Here is a 15803-nt window from a genome sequence, read left to right on the forward strand (position 1 = left end):
TCCGGCCGTTTCTTCCGGCCCGAACCAAAACCTGAGTACCGGCCCCGGTCATCGCACCGGGGCCACCCCTCCCCCTGCGGGGAGGCCGCGATTTCCACGCACCGGGGACCATCCACGTCATGAGCCGCCAAGTAGACGACGCCATCGCCGCGAGCGATATCGAGATCGCCGACCAGAACCCGCTGGAGCATGACGAACGGGGCGACCTGCCCATGTCCGCCTATACGCCGGTGGATCATGTCAGCCATGTCACCGGCATCGCGATCTCCTGCTTCTACCTCGTCGCGGCCTTCGCCACGCTTTACGAGGTCTTCTCCCGCTATCTGCTGAACGCGCCGACCTTCTGGGCCTTCGAGACGGTGATGACCACCGTCGCCGCGGCATGGATGCTTTCGGCGGGCTACGTCACGCTGAAACAGCGCCACATCGCCATCACCGTGATCCACGGGCTGACCACGCGTCGGCAGCAATGGTGGCTCGACCTCTTCGCCATGGTGGTGGGAATCTTCGCGCTCTACATGCTGCTGACGGACGCGACCATCCGCGCCTATGTCTCCGTCGAGCGGATCGAGCGTTCCGGCTCCGCCTTCAACTCGCCGCTGCCGATGATGATGAAGTCGCTGATGGTCACCGGCGCCTTCCTCTACCTCGCGCAGTTGACGGTGAACTTGCACCGACACGTCACCAGCGGCTGGGCGCGGCTGGTGGTAAAGACTCTGGCGGCGTATTTCGTCCTCTACTTCCTCTCCGCCTTCCTGGCAGAGGTCCTGTCCTTCGCCCCGGCCGAGGCCTTCTCCGGCTTCATCACCGAGATCGGCAAGGCGCTCGACCCGTCGAAGGCATTGAACATGCGGGAGATGGATCTGGGCACCGTGTCGCTGATCATGGTGGTGCTGCTGATCGCCCTGATGATGACCGGGATGCCGCTGGGCATCGTCACGCTGATCGTGTCGGTCATCATGGCGGTGGGCTTCTTCGGGCCGCGCGGGCTGTTCCTCGTGTCGTCCAACGCCGTGGGCCTTCTGGAACACTACTCGCTCGTCGCGGTGCCCTTCTTCGTGCTGATGGCGTCGATCCTCGAACGGGCGGGCATCGCCGAGGACCTGTTTGACGCCATGTCCATCTTTGCCGGCAACCTGCGCGGTGGCGTCGCGGTGCAGACCACCGTGGTGGCCGTGATCCTCGCCGCCATGTCCGGCGTCATGGGCGGAGAGATCGTCATGCTGGGCCTCGTCGCCCTGCCGCAGATGTTCCGGCTGGGCTACGACCGCAAGATCACCATCGGCCTCATCTGCGCGGCGGGGGCGCTTGCCACGCTGATCCCGCCCTCGATCATCATGATCGTCTACGGACTGTCTGCCGAGGTCGGCATCGGCGACCTCTTCATGGCGGGCGCCATCCCCGGCATCATGCTGGCGGTGTTCTACGCGGGCTACGTGCTGATCCGCGTGAACCTCAACCCCGCCCTTGCCCCCACCGCCGCCGAAGTGGCCCAGATCACCGGCACCGAACAGAAACTGTCCCGCGAACGGCTCACCGCCGTCCTGCTGTCGATCCTGCTGATCGGGGCGGTCATGGGATCGATCTACGGCGGCATCGCATCGGTGACCGAATCCGCTGCCGTGGGCTGCATCGGCGCCATGGTGATCGCCGCCGTCCGCAACCGTTTCAACTGGGAGGTCGTCACCGCCTCGCTCATGGGCACGATGACCACCGTCGGCACGATCATCTGGCTGGTGCTGGGCGCGGTCTCCTTCGTGGGCATCTTCAACCTCGTGGGCGGCGGCGACTTCATGCGCTCGCTCTTCCTCGACCTCGGTCTGTCGGCCATGGGCACCGTGATCGTCATGATGCTGATCCTCATGGTGCTGGGCACCTTCATGGAGTGGATCGCCATCGTCCTCATCACCGTGCCGGTCTTTGCCCCCGTGGTCATGACGCTGGCCCCCGACCTCGGCCTGACCGAGGATCAGGCCAAGATCTGGTTCGGCATCCTCTTTGTCATGAACATTCAGATCTACTTCCTGAGCCCGCCCTTCGGCCCGGCCTGCTTCTGGCTGAAATCCGTGGCGCCTAAGGACGTCACCCTGCAGGAGATCTTCCTCGCCGTGCTGCCTTTCATCGCGCTGCAGATCATCGGCCTCTTCCTCGTGATGGCCTTCCCGCAGATCGCCCTTTTCCTTCCCGAATTCCTGACCGGAGGCTGACCCAATGATCGGACGCGACTCCCGCGAAGACATCGACGGCTACGGCCTCTGGCCATGGCTCCTTGGCCTCGTCATGGTGGCCGTGATCATCGGCATCATGTTCGGTGCCGCCCAACCGATTTCCTGAAAGACCACAGAATGACCAAAGACCCCAAGGATCTCCGCTCCGCCCGCTGGTTCGCGCCCGACGACCTGCGCTCCATGGGCCATCGCTCGCGCGCCATGCAGATGGGCTGGGACGATCAGGACTGGACCGACAAGCCGGTGATCGCCGTCATCAACACCTGGTCCGACCTGTCGCCCTGCCACCACCACCTGCGCGACCGCGCCGAATTCGTCAAACAGGGCGTGCTGCAGGCGGGCGGCTTCCCCGTCGAAATGCCGGTGCATTCCTTTTCCGAACAGTTCCTGAAACCGACCTCCATGCTCTACCGCAACATGGGCGCGCTGGAGGTGGAGGAAACCATCCGCTCCCACCCCATCGACGGCGCCGTGCTGCTGGGCGGCTGCGACAAGTCCACGCCGGCCCTCATCATGGGCGCGGTCTCGGCTGGCGTGCCGTTCATCTTCCTGCCCGCCGGCGCCATGCTGCGCGGCAACTACGCGGGCAAGCAACTCGGCTCCGGCACCGATGTCTGGAAATACTGGGACGAACGCCGCGCGGGTACCATCGGCAAGGAAGAATGGATGGGCGTGCAGGGCGGCATCGCCCGCAGCTACGGCACCTGCATGACCATGGGCACGGCCTCCACCATGATGAGCATCGCCGACGGTTGGGGCCTGACGCTGCCCGGCGCCTCCTCGATCCCGGCCCCCGACGCGGGCCACAAACGCATGGCCAAGGCCTGCGGCCGCCGCATCGTCGACATGGTCTGGGAGGACCTCACGCCTGACAGGATCATGACGGAGGCCTCGACCCGCAACGCCGTCACCGTCGCCATGGCCACGGGCTGCTCCACCAACGCCATCATCCACCTGATCGCCATGGCGCGCCGCGCAGGCATCCAGCTCGGCCTCGACGATCTCGACGCCATCGGCCGCACCACGCCGGTCATCGCCAACCTGCGCCCTTCGGGCAAGGAATACCTGATGGAGGACTTCTTCTACGCCGGTGGCCTGCCCGCGCTGATGAAGGAGTTGGGCGACAAGCTCGACCTCTCGGTCATGACCGTCTCCGGCAAGAGCCTCGGAGAAACCATCGAAGGCGCGCAGAACTACAACGACGACGTGATCCGGCCACTCTCGAACCCGGTCTACCACGAGGGCTCGCTGGCCGTGCTGCGCGGCAACCTCGCGCCCGACGGCGCGGTCATCAAGCCCGCCGCCATGGACCCCAAATTCCAGACCCACACCGGCCCGGTGATCGTCGCCGACAGCTACGCCGCGCTGAAGGAGATCATCAACGACGAGGATTATCCGATGACCCCGGACCACGTTCTGGTGCTGCGCAACGCAGGCCCGCAGGGCGGGCCGGGGATGCCGGAATGGGGCATGATCCCCATGCCGAAGGCGCTGCTGAAACAGGGCCACCGCGACATGGTGCGCCTGTCGGACGCGCGCATGTCCGGCACCTCCTACGGCGCCTGCATCCTTCACGTCGCGCCCGAGGCCTTCATCGGCGGGCCGCTGGCCCTGATCGAGACCGGCGACCTGATCGAACTCGACATCCCCAGACGCCGCCTGAACGTGCTCATTTCCGACGAGGAACTGGCCGTGCGCCGCGCCAACTGGACCCCGCCCGCGCCCCGCTACGAACGCGGCTACGGCCACGTCTACACCAAGCACGTGGAACAGGCCGACAAGGGCTGCGACTTCGACTTCCTGCGCACCGATTTCGGCGGGCCGGTGCCGGAACCCGAAATCAACTGAAACACCGGGGCGCAGCATGGCAGGGACACTCTCACGGCTGATCGGCGCAGGCGCGGCGCTGCTGCTGGCGGCACTGGCGCTGTACTACGGCGTGGAGTTGGCGCGCATCGTCATGGCCCGCAGCGCCGGGGGGCTGACACACGGCATCGCGCTGGTCTGGCTGCTGTATTTCGTGGTCTGCCCGGTGATGGTGGGGGCCGCGCTGCTCAACGCGTGGGTCTTCCTGCGCGGGGGTGGCACGGCCCTGCCGCGCCTGCTGCGCCCCGGTCTCTGGCTTATCGCGGTGGTCTGGGCGCTGGCCTTCGCGGGCAGCGTCCTGCGCGGACGCCACGGCGACGCGCCGCAGGACTGGATGGTCTTCACCCTGCTTTACGCGGGTCCGGCGGTGCTGGCGCTGATCTGCCTCGCACTGCTGCCAGACCGGCGGACGCCATGACGGCGCAGGGACAAAAACAGGCACAAAAACAGGCACAAAAACAGGCACAAAAACATGAACGATTTCAACCCTTGACGCACGTCAAGAGTTGTCAGCTGACAATTTGCCCCGCAACCGTCCGCGCGGCCCGGCGGGGACCCATACGACAGGACTTCCCATGACCCTCAGAACCGCGCTCACCGGCGTCTCCGGCATCCTCGTCACGCCCTTCGACGCCCAAGGCGACATTGCCCCGGACCTCCAGAAACCCATCGTCGACCGCGCCATCGCGGCCGGGGTGCAGGTGCTTACCGCCAACGGCAACACCGGCGAATACTACGGCCTCACGCTGGCCGAGGCGCAGGCCATGGTCGGCGCCGCCGCAGCCCACGTTGCGGGCCGCGTGCCGCTGGTGGCGGGCGTCGGGCGCGGCGTCCGCGACGCGCAGGCTCTGGCTGAAACCTCCGCGCAGGCGGGCGCGGCCGCGCTGATGATCCACCAGCCGCCCGATCCCTTCGTCGCGCCGCGCGGCCTCGTCCACTACCTGGAAGCCATCCGCGAGGCCGCCGACCTGCCGCTGATCCTCTATCTCAGGAACGACGCCATCGGCACCGACGCCATCGCCCGGCTGGCAAACGTCGACGGTGTCGCGGGCGTGAAGTGGGCCACCCCCAACCCGATGAAGCTCAGGGCCGCGATGGAGGCCTCCCCCGGTCACATCACCTGGACCGGCGGGCTGGCGGAGATCTGGGCTCCCGCGCTCTATGCCGTGGGGGCGCGCGGCTTCACATCCGGCCTGATCAACGTCTGGCCGGAACGTTCCGTTGCCATCAACGCCGCCCTTGAGGCCGGCGATTACGCCGAAGCCCGCCGCCTGATCGCGGACATGCAGGTCTTCGAGGACATCCGCGCCGAGGAACAGGGCGGCGCCAACGTTCCCGGCGTGAAGGCCGCGCTCCAGATGATGGGCGAGGACTGCGGCCCCGCGCGCCCGCCCGCCGCGTGGCCGCTGTCCCCCGACCAGTTGCAGCGCCTGCGCGGCTTCATGCAGGCGCAGTCCCTTCTGAGAACCTGAGGAGCCCCTGCCCCGACAGTCCCGCACCAACACGCCAGCCTCTCTTCCCAGCCCCGACACTCCCGGAGGATCCGATGAATCCCGACACCAAAGCCAAGCTCGAACAGGTTTCCTGCGCCACCATCGCCACGGCGCTTTACAAGCGGGGCCTGAGGAACCAGATCATTCAGAACGTCCACCCCCTGAGCCAGAAGGGCCGGACCATGGTCGGCCCCGCCTTCACCCTGCGCTACATGCCCGCCCGCGAGGACCGTAACGGCATCGAGGTCTTCCTCAACCCGGACCACCCGCAGCGTGTCGCCATCGAGACCTGCCCCGAGGGCCACGTCATGGTGATCGACAGCCGCAAGTCGGCCATCGCGGCAAGCGCCGGCGACATCCTCATCACCCGCCTGATGATGCGCGGCGCGGCGGGCGTGGTGACGGACGGCGGTTTTCGTGACGCGATGAACATCGCGAAGCTCGACATGCCCGCCTACCACCAGCGACCGGCGACGCCCACGAACCTGACCACCAACGAGGCCATCGACATAGACGTGCCCATCGGCTGCGGCGACGCGCCGGTGTTTCCCGGCGACATCATCGTGGGCGATGACGATTCCGTGATCGTCATTCCCGCGCATCTGGCCGATGAGATCGCGGCGGAGGCCAGCGCCATGACCGCCTACGAGGACTTCGCGCTGGAGCAGGTGCAGAACGGCGCCAGCATCATCGGCCTCTACCCCTGCACCAGGCAGGAAAACCGCGACGCCTTCGAGGCATGGCGCAAGGAGCGCGGCCGCTGATGCCAGACACCCGGCCTTCCGGCCCGGTGATCCACCTCGACCCGGCTGACAACGTGGCCGTCGCCCGCCGCGACATCGCGGCACGCGAGAGGATCGGCGAGGTCACCGCGCTCCAGCCGATCCCCGCGGGGCACAAGATCGCCCTGTGCCCCATCGCGCGCGGCGATCCGGTGCTGAAATACGCCACCGTGATCGGCTTTGCCGGGGCGGATTGCCCGGCGGGGACGTGGATGCACGCCCATAACGTGCTGATGGACGCGGTCCAGAAGGACTGGCGCATCGGGCAGGACTACCGGGCGCCCGACCTCCTGCCATCCGGACAGCGCGCCCGCTTCATGGGATATGCCCGGCCCGACGGGCGGGTTGGCACGCGCAACATGCTGGGCGTCTTCATCACGGTGAACTGCGCCGCCACGGTGGCGCGGCGGATCGCCGCCGGGTTCGAGGACCGCTCCGACTACGGGAACGTCGACGGCGTGATCCCCTTCATCCACCAGCAGGGCTGCGGGATGGAGGCCACGGGCGAGGCGATGGACCTGCTGCACCGCACCCTGGCCGGTTATATCCGCCACCCCAATATCGCCGGGGCGCTGGTGGTGTCGCTCGGGTGCGAGCGCAACAATCTTGACCGGTTTTTTGCCGATACCGCGCTGGAGGCCGGCACGATGCTGCATACGATCCGTATGCAAAGCGTTGGCGGCACCGCCGCCGCCATCGAGGAAGGCCGCCGCCTGATCCGCGAGATGTTGCCAGAGGCGAACCGCACCGCCCGAACGCCGCAATCCGCGGAACACATCACCGTCGGCCTGCAATGCGGCGGGTCGGACGGATTTTCCGGCCTTTCCGCCAACCCCGCACTGGGGCGCGCGGTGGATACGCTGACCCGCCACGGCGGCACGGCGATCCTGTCGGAGTTCCCGGAACTCTATGGAATCGAACACACTTTGACCGCACGGGCCAGGGACGAAGCGACCGCGCGCAAGTTCATCGAACGCATCAACTGGTGGCTCGACCACACGGACGGCCGCGACGTGCAGATGCAGGGCATCGTGGGTCCCGGCAACCAGCAGGGCGGGCTGGCCAACGTGATCGAGAAGGCTCTGGGCGGCGCGAAGAAAGGCGGATCGACCGGCATACAGGCCGTATACAAATACGCCGAGCCGGTGACCGAAAAGGGCCTCGTTCTGATGGATACCCCCGGCTACGACCCGGTTGCCGCGACAGGGCAGATCGCTGGCGGTGCAACGCTGATTGCCTTCACCACCGGGCGGGGATCCTGCTTTGGCTCTTACCCCGCGCCGACGATCAAACTTGCATCCAACTCGATGGTATACCAAAACATGGGCGCAGACATGGACATCGACTGCGGCACGATCATCGACGGGACCGCGACGCTGGACGGGATGGGCGAGGAAATCTTTCGCCACATCCTCGCCACGGCTTCGGGGGAGCGGACGAAGAGCGAGGTCGCCGGTGTCGGTGCCGAAGAATTCGCCCCATGGCCCATCGGCGTGACCGGTTGAGGCCGCGCAAAAAAGGATCGGAGACCTCATGACCTTCAAACCCCACGGCAAACACCTGATCGCAGGCGAGTGGATCGCCGGCGAGCAGAGCTTCATGTCGGAGCCCGCCACGGGCGAGGCCCATGCGTTCAGCGTTGGCACGCCCGATCTGGTGAACAAGGCCTGCGCAGCGGCCGAGGACGCCTTCTGGAGCTACGGCTACACCACCCGCGAGCAGCGCGCGGAATTCCTGAACGCCATCGCGGACGAGATCGAGGCCCGCGCCGATGCCATCACCCAGATCGGCACGGAGGAAACCGGCCTGCCCGAGGCGCGCCTGCAGGGCGAGCGCGGCCGCACCACCGGCCAGCTGCGGCTGTTCGCCACGCACATCCTGAAGGGCGAGTACCTGGACCGCCGCCACGACGAGGCGCTGCCTGACCGCCAGCCGCTGCCGCGCCCCGACATGAAGATGGTGCAGCGCCCGATCGGCCCGGTCGCCGTCTTCGGCGCGTCGAACTTCCCGCTGGCGTTCTCCACCGCCGGGGGCGACACCGCGTCCGCGCTGGCCGCGGGTTGCCCGGTGGTCGTAAAGGGGCATTCCGCCCACCCCGGCACCGGCGAGATCGTCGCCGAGGCGATCCACGCCGCGATCCGGAAGACCGGCATGCCGGCGGGCACCTTCAGCCTGATCCAGGGCGGCAAGCGTGACGTGGGCCAGGCGCTGGTGCAGCACCCGCTGATCAAGGCCGTCGGCTTTACCGGCTCGCTGGGCGGTGGCCGCGCGTTGTATGATCTGTGTGCGCAACGCCCCGAACCCATCCCGTTCTTTGGCGAGCTGGGATCGGTCAACCCGATGTTCGTCCTGCCGGAGGCGACAAAGGCTCGCGGCGCGGAGATCGGCAAGGGCTGGGCGGCCTCCCTTACCATGGGCGCGGGCCAGTTCTGCACCAACCCCGGCATCGCCGTGGTCCAGAAAGGCGCCGAGGGCGACGCGCTCGTGCAGGCCGCCGCCGACGCGCTGCGCGGCGTGGCAACCCAGTGCATGCTGACCGACGGTATCGCGTCGGCCTACAAGGACGGCAAGAAGCGCTTTGACGGGCGCAACGTGGTTCGTCCGGTGCTGACCACCGAAAGCGAGGGCCGCAACGCCTTGCCGAACCTCTACGAGACCGACGCGGACGACTACCTGCAGGATCACGCACTGGGCGAGGAGGTCTTTGGCCCGCTGGGTCTGATCGTGCGCGTCTCCGGCCCCGACGAGATGGTGGAACTGGCGAAGGGCTTTGAAGGGCAGCTGACCTGCACGCTGCATCTGGACGATGGCGACATCGCCGTGGGCCAGCGCCTGATGCCCGTGCTGGAGCGCAAGGCCGGCCGCGTGCTGGCGAACGGTTTCCCCACCGGGGTCGAAGTGTCCGACGCCATGGTGCACGGCGGGCCGTACCCGGCCTCGACGAACTTTGGCGCGACCTCCGTGGGTACGCTGGCGATCCGCCGCTTCCTGCGGCCGGTGTGTTTCCAGAACCTGCCCGACGCGCTGCTGCCGGGCGATCTGGCCTAAGCGACTGACCGATTGAAAAGGAAAGGCCCCGGGCGATCCCCGGGGCCTTTCGCTCATTTCAGGCCAGCCTCACGGTCGGCGTCTTCGGCCAGCCGCGCATCTTCGCGCAGTTCCAGCCACATGGCGTTCAGGACGGCAAAGGCCGCCGCCAGCGGCAGTCCGAGAATCCAGGCGAAATACCACATGTGTACAGCTCCGTTTCAGTATTCGGCGTGTTCGTTGACGTCGTGTTCGGACACCTTGCCCCAGAGCACCTTGTAGACCCAGGCGGTGTACATGAGGATCAGCGGCATGAAGATCGCCATGCCCACCAGCATCACGAACAGCGTCAGATGCGAGGACGATGCGTCCCACACGGTCAGCGATGAGTTCGGATCGACGTTCGAGGGCAGGATGAAGGGGAACATGGTCAGCCCCACAGAGGCGATGATGCCGGTCACGGCGACCTTCGAGCACAGGAATGTCGTCAGTTCGCGCCCCGCCCGCAGGCCCATGATCGCCCCGGCGATGCCGAGGAAGCCCATCACCGGCGCCACGATGATCCACGGGCGTTCCGCATAGGCCGAGAGCCAGCTGCCCTGGCGCACGACCTCGTTGTAGAGCGGGTTGGACGGGCCGTCATGCGCCACCGCGCCGGTGTAGGCATAGCCATCGACAAAGCCCGCCAGCACCAGCCCCCCCAGCGCGTAGCCCCCGGCGGCGACCAGCCCCGCCAGCGTGCCGATGCGGCGGGCACGGTCCTTCACCGGGCCGTCGGTCTTGATCGACAGCCACGCCGCCCCGTGCATCACCAGCATGGAGACAGAGACCACCCCCGTCAGCAGCGCGAAGGGGCGCAGCAGTTTCAGCAGCTTCATCAGCGTGCCGCCCTCGTAGATCGACATGAGGTCCGGCGTCAGGCGGAAGGGCACGCCAAGCAGCACGTTGCCCACCGCCACGCCGAACAGCAGCGCAGGCGCGGCGCTGCCGACGAACAGCGCCTTGTCCCAGCGTTCGCGCCACACCGGGTCGGCGCGTTTGGAGCGGTACTTGATCGCCACGGGGCGCAGGATCAGCGCCGCGAGGATCATGAACATGGCAAGGTAGAAGCCGGAGAACGACACCGCATAAAGCGGTGGCCATGCGGCGAAGATCGCGCCACCGCCGAGGATGAACCAGACCTGGTTGCCCTCCCACACCGGCGCGATGGAGTGGATGACCAGACGCCGCTCCGTATCGGTCTTGGCCACGAAGGGCAGCAGCGCGCCCACCCCCATGTCAAAGCCATCGGTCAGCGCGAAGCCGATGAAAAGCATCCCCATCAGGCCCCACCAGATCAGGCGCAGCGCTTCGAAGGACAGAAAATCGTGCAGGATCATGGCTCTTTACTCCGCCGGTTCCGCGATAGGGCTCTGGTTGCGGCGCGTGGACAGGCGCGCCCGGTGGCGTTGCTGCCAGGCGTCTGTTTCGTCCACGTCCTGATAGGGCCCCTTGCGGATGTATTTCACCATCAGGCTCATCTCGATGACAAAGAGCACGGTGTAGAACAGCGTGAAGCCCGCCAGCGTCAGCAACAGGTCGCTGACCGACAGGTGCGAGGCCGAAAGCGCCGTCGGCAGCATCCCGTCCACGGTCCATGGCTGGCGGCCGAATTCGGCCACGAACCAGCCCAGTTCCGCAGCGATCCACGGCATCGGAATCCAGACCACCGCCGTCCACAGCGCCCAGCGCGGATAGCTCATGTGCCGGAAGGAGGTCCGCCAGAAGAAATACCCGGTCAGCAGGATGAAGGTGAAGCCAAGCGCCACCATGATGCGGAAGGCATAGAACAGCGGAAACACGCGCGGCACCGTATCGTCGGCGGCCATCTGGATCTGTTCCTCCGTGGCCTCGCGCGGGTCGTCCACATAGCGTTTCAGAAGGAAAGCATAACCAAGATCGACAGAGTTCTGCTGGAACACGAAGCGCGATTCCGACGGGATCTCTTCGCCATTCGTGCGCGCCTCGCGCACCTGCATCAGCGCGTCGTAGGCGATGATGCCCCGGCGGATGCGGTCGACGTTTTCCTCCACCAGCTGGGCGATGCCGGGGATTTCCTCGTTCAGGGACCGGGTGCCGATCAGGCCCATGACGTAGGGAATGTGGATGGCATAATGGGTTTCGCGCGCCTCCTGATCGGGGATGCCGATCAGGGTGAATGCGGCGGGTGCCGGCTCGGTTTCCCACATGGCCTCGATGGAGGCGAGCTTCATCTTCTGGGTTTGCGAGGCGGAGTAGCCGCTTTCGTCCCCCAGCACCACGACCGACAGCGCGGAGGCGAGACCAAAGGCCGAAGCCACCGCGATCGACCGCCGCGCGAGGTCGATATGCCGCCCCTTCAGCAGGTACCACGACGACACACCCAGCACGAAGAGCGCCGCCGTCACGTAGCCCGCCGACACGGTGTGCACGAATTTCGCCTGCGCCGCTTCGTTGAAGATCACCTCGAAGAAGGAGGTCATTTCCATGCGCATGGTTTCGGGGTTGAACTCCGCCCCCACCGGGTTGACCATCCAGCCGTTGGCGATGAGGATCCACAGCGCCGAGAAGTTCGACCCGATCGCCACCAGCCAGGCGACGACGAGGTGCCCGACCTTCGACAGCTTGTCCCAGCCGAAGAAGAAGAGCCCGACGAATGTCGCCTCCATGAAGAAGGCCATCAGCCCTTCCATGGCCAGCGGCGCGCCGAAGACGTCACCGACGTAATGCGAATAATAGGACCAGTTCATGCCGAACTGGAATTCCATGGTGATGCCTGTGGCGACGCCGAGCACAAAGTTGATGCCGAACAGCGTGCCCCAGAATTTGGTCATCTGCCGCCAGATCGGGCGATTGGTCATTACGTAGACCGTTTCCATGATCGCCACGAGGACCGAAAGGCCCAGCGTCAGCGGCACGAAGAGAAAATGATACAGGGCCGTCATCGCGAATTGCAGGCGCGACAGCTCTACGAGGCCGATTTCCATGGTACCTGTCCCCTGGATGTTCCCGTGCGCTGTCCGGGATCACAGCGGCGGGAGGAGTCGTATTTCAAGTTCCTGATGCGTCGCGGGGGGCGCACCGGCGAATGCTTTAACTCAGATATCGGTTTTGCGAACTGCGACGGGCAGTCCCTGCAACGCGATGACGCAGGTGGCCCCCTTGCGATCCTCGGAACGGTGTGCGGCCACCAGCATCGCGGTTTCAGGTAGGGCATTGCGCAGCCCTGTCATCACTTTTGCGGCAGTTTCGTGATCCAGCCCCTCGGTGGGTTCATCCAGAAGCAGCACGCGGGGGCGGGTTAGGATCGCACGGGCCAGCGCGAGACGCCGCGATTCGCCGCCCGACAGGCCCGCGCCCCGGAACCCCAGAGTCGCATCGAGTCCGCCCTTCGCCTTGACGACCTCGGTCAGCTGCACGGCCTCCAGCGCGGCGCGCCGGGCATCGTCTTCCGCCTCCGCGCCGGCAAGGGCGAGGTTTTCGCGCAGCGTTCCGGCGATCAGCGCGTGGCGTTGCGGCACCATGACGACCGCGCGGCGCCAGTCGGCTTCGGTGGCCGGGGTCTGGCCGCCCAGCGTGACGCGCCCCTGCGCCGGGGCCAGCACCCCGGCGGCCATCAGCAGCACGGTGGATTTGCCCCGCCCGCTGGGGCCGGTGAGGGCGACGGTCTCGCCCGCGCGGACCTCCAGCGTCACCGGGGCAAAGCGGCCCGTGGTCACGGCGTCCAGCCGCAGGGGGGCTTTGGGCGGGGGGGGCTGTATCGGGTCCTGTGTCGGGTCCTGTGTCGGGGACCGGGCCGTGTCGAAGGCCGGGTCGAGCGCGGGCACGATGCGGCGGGCCGCCTGCGCCATGCGCCCCACCTCGGCCAGCGCGCGGCGCACCGGCGTGGTCGCCTCGGCCAGCGCGAGCGCCGCCAGCACGCCCAGCGCCGCCTGTGCCGGGGTGACGTCGCCCCGCTGCGCCAGACCCCCGCCGATGGCCAGCGCCCCGCCCACGACAACCGTACCGATCAGGTCGAGCGCGAAGCCCGCCCGCCGTTCCACGCGCTCCAGCGCGCGGCGGGCGTCAGCCTCGCGCGCGGTGGCCTGCGCGACGCTTGCCGTTTGCCTGTCGAGCTGGCCGTAAGTCAGCAGGTCCTCGCGCGCCGCGATCAGGTCGACCATACGGGCGCGCATCGCCTGCCCTGCCGCCTCGACCCGCCGCGCAGGCGCCCGCGCCCGGCGCTGACCAAGCGCAAAGGCCGCCGTGGGCGCCAGCAGCCAGCCGCCCGACACCCACAGCCCGACCCAGGGGTGCACCAGCCAGGCCAGCAGCGCGCCCGCGCCCAGCAGCACCAGACCGCCCGCCACAGCCGGTATGACCAGCCGCAGGAGCACGCCGTCCAGCGCGTCCACGTCCGCCGTCACCCGGTTCAGCACGGCGTTGGCGCGCAGCCGCTCCAACACGCGCCAAGGCTGGGCGAGGAACCCCCGCAGCAGGCGCACGCGCAGGCCCGACAACGCGCGCAGCGTGGCATCGTGGGTCAGGAGCCGTTCGCCGTAGCGCGCCGCCGTTCGCCCCAGCGCGAGGAAACGCACCATCGAAGACGGTCCGAAAACGTTGAACAGCGCGCCGGTGCCGGCGAGGCCGGAGGCCGCCGCCGCCACGATGAACCAGCCCGACAGGCCCAACAGGGCCGCCCCCATGGCAAGCACCGTGACCGCCAATGCAAAACCGCGCAGCAGCGCCCGGTGTTCGGTCCGCAGCACCAGCGCGACGATACCCAGCAGCGCCCTCATGCGCCCAGCCGGATCACGCGATCCATCCTTTGGGCCAGCCTGGGGTCATGCGTTGCCACCACCAGCGTGCCGGGGTGGGACAGAAGCCCCTCGGCCACCGCCTGCGCGGTCTCGGCATCGAGGTCGGCGGTGGGCTCGTCGGCCAACAGCACCCTGGGCGCGCCATTCAACGCCCGCGCCAGCATGACGCGACGCGCCTCTCCGCCCGAAAGCCCCGCGCCACGCTCGCCGAGGCCGGTCAGCGCACCGCGTGGCAGGGTCGCGACCACATCGGTCAACGCCGACCGTTGCAGGGTCCGGTCCGGCACCGCCGCCCCGAAACCCACGTTGTAGCGCAGCGAGCGGCCAAGGAACTGCGGCGCCTGCGGCATCCAGCCAAGGTGCGCGCGCCAGTCGTCGACGACACGCTCCAGCGGCGTGCCATCCAGCGTCACGCTGCCCTCGCCGCGGTCCAGCCCCGCCAGCACCCGCAGAAGCGTCGTCTTGCCCACGCCGCTTGGCCCCATCAGGGCGATGCGTTCGCCCGGCGCGATCTCCAGATCCGGCAGGCGCACCCCGCGCGCCACCACCCCCCGCAGCACCAGCGCGCCATCGGGGGCGGGGTCGGCGCCGCGCAGCACCGGCGCGCGCACCTGGGCCCGCCATCGGGCCAGCTCCGCCTGCACCGCTTCGGCCGCCGCCTTGTCGTGCCAGGCCGCAGCGACATCACGCAAGGGCTGGAAGAATTCCGGTGCCAGCAGCAGCAGCCAGATCCCCGTGACCGGCGTCACCGCGCCGCCCCACTCGACCAGCCCCAGCAGGGCGAACCCCGTCCAGACCGCCACCATGGCCACGCCCAGCGCGGCAAACAGTTCGAGTATCGTCGAGGACAGAAACGCGATGCGCAGGACCGCCATGGTGCGCTCCCGCAGCCGCTCCGATGCGTCTGCGAAGCCGTCCACGACCGCGTCCCCGGCCCCGATCAGCCGCAGGTCCGACAGCGCGGCAAGCCGGTCAACCAGCAGGTCCGAAAGCGTCCCGATTTCTGCCATCTGGCGGGCGGAGGCATCGCGCGCCGCCATGCCCACCAGCGCCATGAAGACCGGGATCAGCGGCCCCGCCAGCAGCAGCACCGCGCCCACGGCCCATGAATGCCAGAACGCAAGCACAAGGATCACCAGGGGCACCACCATGGCGCGCAGCCGTGCAGGGCGGTAGCGCAGGAGGTAGGGCCGCAGGGCGTCGATCTTTTCCGCCATGAGCGCCGCCAGAGCGCCCGGTCCGCCCAATGTGGACGCCTCTGTCGTGGCGTGTTCTCCCGCCAGCAATTCGGCGCGCAACTCCGCGATCCGCGCCGCCGCACGATCCGCCAGCGCGCGCTGGGCGAGGGCATCGAGCGCGGCACGCAGCGTGCCGAGGGCGACGAACCCGGCGACCGACCAGACCAGCCCGGCGGAGCCGTCCGTTGGAAATCCCGCCAGCAGGCCGCCCAGCGCCCGGGCCACCAGCCATGCCTGCAAGGGCCAGACCAGCGACGCCGCCAGCGTCAGGACCGCCCCGCGGTCGTATCTTTGCCGAACTGTCATGCGCGCACCCTCACCTGCGGCACGCTAAGGCACATTTGAGGGACAG

Annotated in this window: 13 protein-coding genes; 8 read left to right on the top strand and 5 right to left on the bottom strand. The window is 67.8% G+C overall.

The annotated features are described in order from the left end of the window. The first annotated feature begins 119 nt into the window (after positions 1-119). The 8 genes from J5474_RS09255 (at position 120) to J5474_RS09290 (ending at position 9417) form a co-directional block, all read left to right on the top strand. Positions 120-2207 (top strand): TRAP transporter large permease subunit, encoded by a 2088-nt coding sequence (locus J5474_RS09255; RefSeq protein ID WP_209360620.1) that lies wholly within the window; start codon positions 120-122, stop codon positions 2205-2207. 4 nt (positions 2208-2211) lie between these two features. Next, positions 2212-2334, top strand: a complete 123-nt coding sequence (locus J5474_RS09260) for a dihydroxy-acid dehydratase (RefSeq protein WP_209360621.1) — start codon at positions 2212-2214, stop codon at positions 2332-2334. Between the two features lie 11 nt (positions 2335-2345). Continuing rightward, on the top strand, positions 2346-4076 hold the full coding sequence (araD, locus tag J5474_RS09265; RefSeq protein ID WP_209360622.1) for an L-arabinonate dehydratase: 1731 nt from the start codon (positions 2346-2348) through the stop codon (positions 4074-4076). 16 nt (positions 4077-4092) lie between these two features. After that, positions 4093-4512 (top strand): hypothetical protein, encoded by a 420-nt coding sequence (locus J5474_RS09270; RefSeq protein ID WP_209360623.1) that lies wholly within the window; start codon positions 4093-4095, stop codon positions 4510-4512. Positions 4513-4669: 157 nt separating this feature from the next. Next, entirely contained in the window at positions 4670-5566 is an 897-nt protein-coding gene (locus J5474_RS09275; RefSeq protein ID WP_209360624.1) for a dihydrodipicolinate synthase family protein, read from the top strand. Positions 5567-5640: 74 nt separating this feature from the next. Continuing rightward, complete coding sequence (locus J5474_RS09280; protein WP_209360625.1) at positions 5641-6351, top strand: ribonuclease activity regulator RraA; 711 nt, start codon at positions 5641-5643, stop codon at positions 6349-6351. Beyond that, on the top strand, positions 6351-7874 hold the full coding sequence (locus J5474_RS09285; RefSeq protein ID WP_245216361.1) for a UxaA family hydrolase: 1524 nt from the start codon (positions 6351-6353) through the stop codon (positions 7872-7874). The genes J5474_RS09280 and J5474_RS09285 overlap by 1 nt, the downstream gene beginning before the upstream one ends. Before the next feature lie 28 nt (positions 7875-7902). Further along, on the top strand, positions 7903-9417 hold the full coding sequence (locus J5474_RS09290; protein ID WP_209360627.1) for an aldehyde dehydrogenase (NADP(+)): 1515 nt from the start codon (positions 7903-7905) through the stop codon (positions 9415-9417). Between the two features lie 53 nt (positions 9418-9470). Here the strand turns inward: J5474_RS09290 and cydX are convergent, their stop codons facing one another. From cydX to J5474_RS09315, 5 genes are all read right to left on the bottom strand, one after another. After that, positions 9471-9602 (bottom strand): cytochrome bd-I oxidase subunit CydX, encoded by a 132-nt coding sequence (gene cydX, locus J5474_RS09295; RefSeq protein WP_209360628.1) that lies wholly within the window; start codon positions 9600-9602, stop codon positions 9471-9473. A 15-nt stretch (positions 9603-9617) separates the two neighbouring features. Then, positions 9618-10775, bottom strand: a complete 1158-nt coding sequence (cydB, locus tag J5474_RS09300) for a cytochrome d ubiquinol oxidase subunit II (protein ID WP_209360629.1) — start codon at positions 10773-10775, stop codon at positions 9618-9620. A 6-nt stretch (positions 10776-10781) separates the two neighbouring features. Continuing rightward, entirely contained in the window at positions 10782-12401 is a 1620-nt protein-coding gene (locus J5474_RS09305) for a cytochrome ubiquinol oxidase subunit I (RefSeq protein WP_209360630.1), read from the bottom strand. A gap of 111 nt (positions 12402-12512) precedes the next feature. Next, complete coding sequence (locus tag J5474_RS09310; RefSeq protein WP_209360631.1) at positions 12513-14192, bottom strand: amino acid ABC transporter ATP-binding/permease protein; 1680 nt, start codon at positions 14190-14192, stop codon at positions 12513-12515. After that, entirely contained in the window at positions 14189-15757 is a 1569-nt protein-coding gene (locus J5474_RS09315; protein WP_209360632.1) for an ABC transporter ATP-binding protein/permease, read from the bottom strand. The genes J5474_RS09310 and J5474_RS09315 overlap by 4 nt, the downstream gene beginning before the upstream one ends. Between the last annotated feature and the right edge of the window lie 46 nt (positions 15758-15803).

It is taken from the genome of Sagittula salina (genome assembly GCF_017813235.1).
GTDB classification, from domain to species: Bacteria; Pseudomonadota; Alphaproteobacteria; order Rhodobacterales; family Rhodobacteraceae; genus Sagittula; species Sagittula salina.

Coding starts and splice junctions, on each gene's coding strand:
- J5474_RS09255 (WP_209360620.1), top strand. CDS start 120: ATGAGCCGCCAAGTAGACGACGCCATCGCCGCGAGCGATATCGAGATC.
- J5474_RS09260 (WP_209360621.1), top strand. CDS start 2,212: ATGATCGGACGCGACTCCCGCGAAGACATCGACGGCTACGGCCTCTGG.
- araD (WP_209360622.1), top strand. CDS start 2,346: ATGACCAAAGACCCCAAGGATCTCCGCTCCGCCCGCTGGTTCGCGCCC.
- J5474_RS09270 (WP_209360623.1), top strand. CDS start 4,093: ATGGCAGGGACACTCTCACGGCTGATCGGCGCAGGCGCGGCGCTGCTG.
- J5474_RS09275 (WP_209360624.1), top strand. CDS start 4,670: ATGACCCTCAGAACCGCGCTCACCGGCGTCTCCGGCATCCTCGTCACG.
- J5474_RS09280 (WP_209360625.1), top strand. CDS start 5,641: ATGAATCCCGACACCAAAGCCAAGCTCGAACAGGTTTCCTGCGCCACC.
- J5474_RS09285 (WP_245216361.1), top strand. CDS start 6,351: ATGCCAGACACCCGGCCTTCCGGCCCGGTGATCCACCTCGACCCGGCT.
- J5474_RS09290 (WP_209360627.1), top strand. CDS start 7,903: ATGACCTTCAAACCCCACGGCAAACACCTGATCGCAGGCGAGTGGATC.
- cydX (WP_209360628.1), bottom strand. CDS start 9,602: ATGTGGTATTTCGCCTGGATTCTCGGACTGCCGCTGGCGGCGGCCTTT.
- cydB (WP_209360629.1), bottom strand. CDS start 10,775: ATGATCCTGCACGATTTTCTGTCCTTCGAAGCGCTGCGCCTGATCTGG.
- J5474_RS09305 (WP_209360630.1), bottom strand. CDS start 12,401: ATGGAAATCGGCCTCGTAGAGCTGTCGCGCCTGCAATTCGCGATGACG.
- J5474_RS09310 (WP_209360631.1), bottom strand. CDS start 14,192: ATGAGGGCGCTGCTGGGTATCGTCGCGCTGGTGCTGCGGACCGAACAC.
- J5474_RS09315 (WP_209360632.1), bottom strand. CDS start 15,757: ATGACAGTTCGGCAAAGATACGACCGCGGGGCGGTCCTGACGCTGGCG.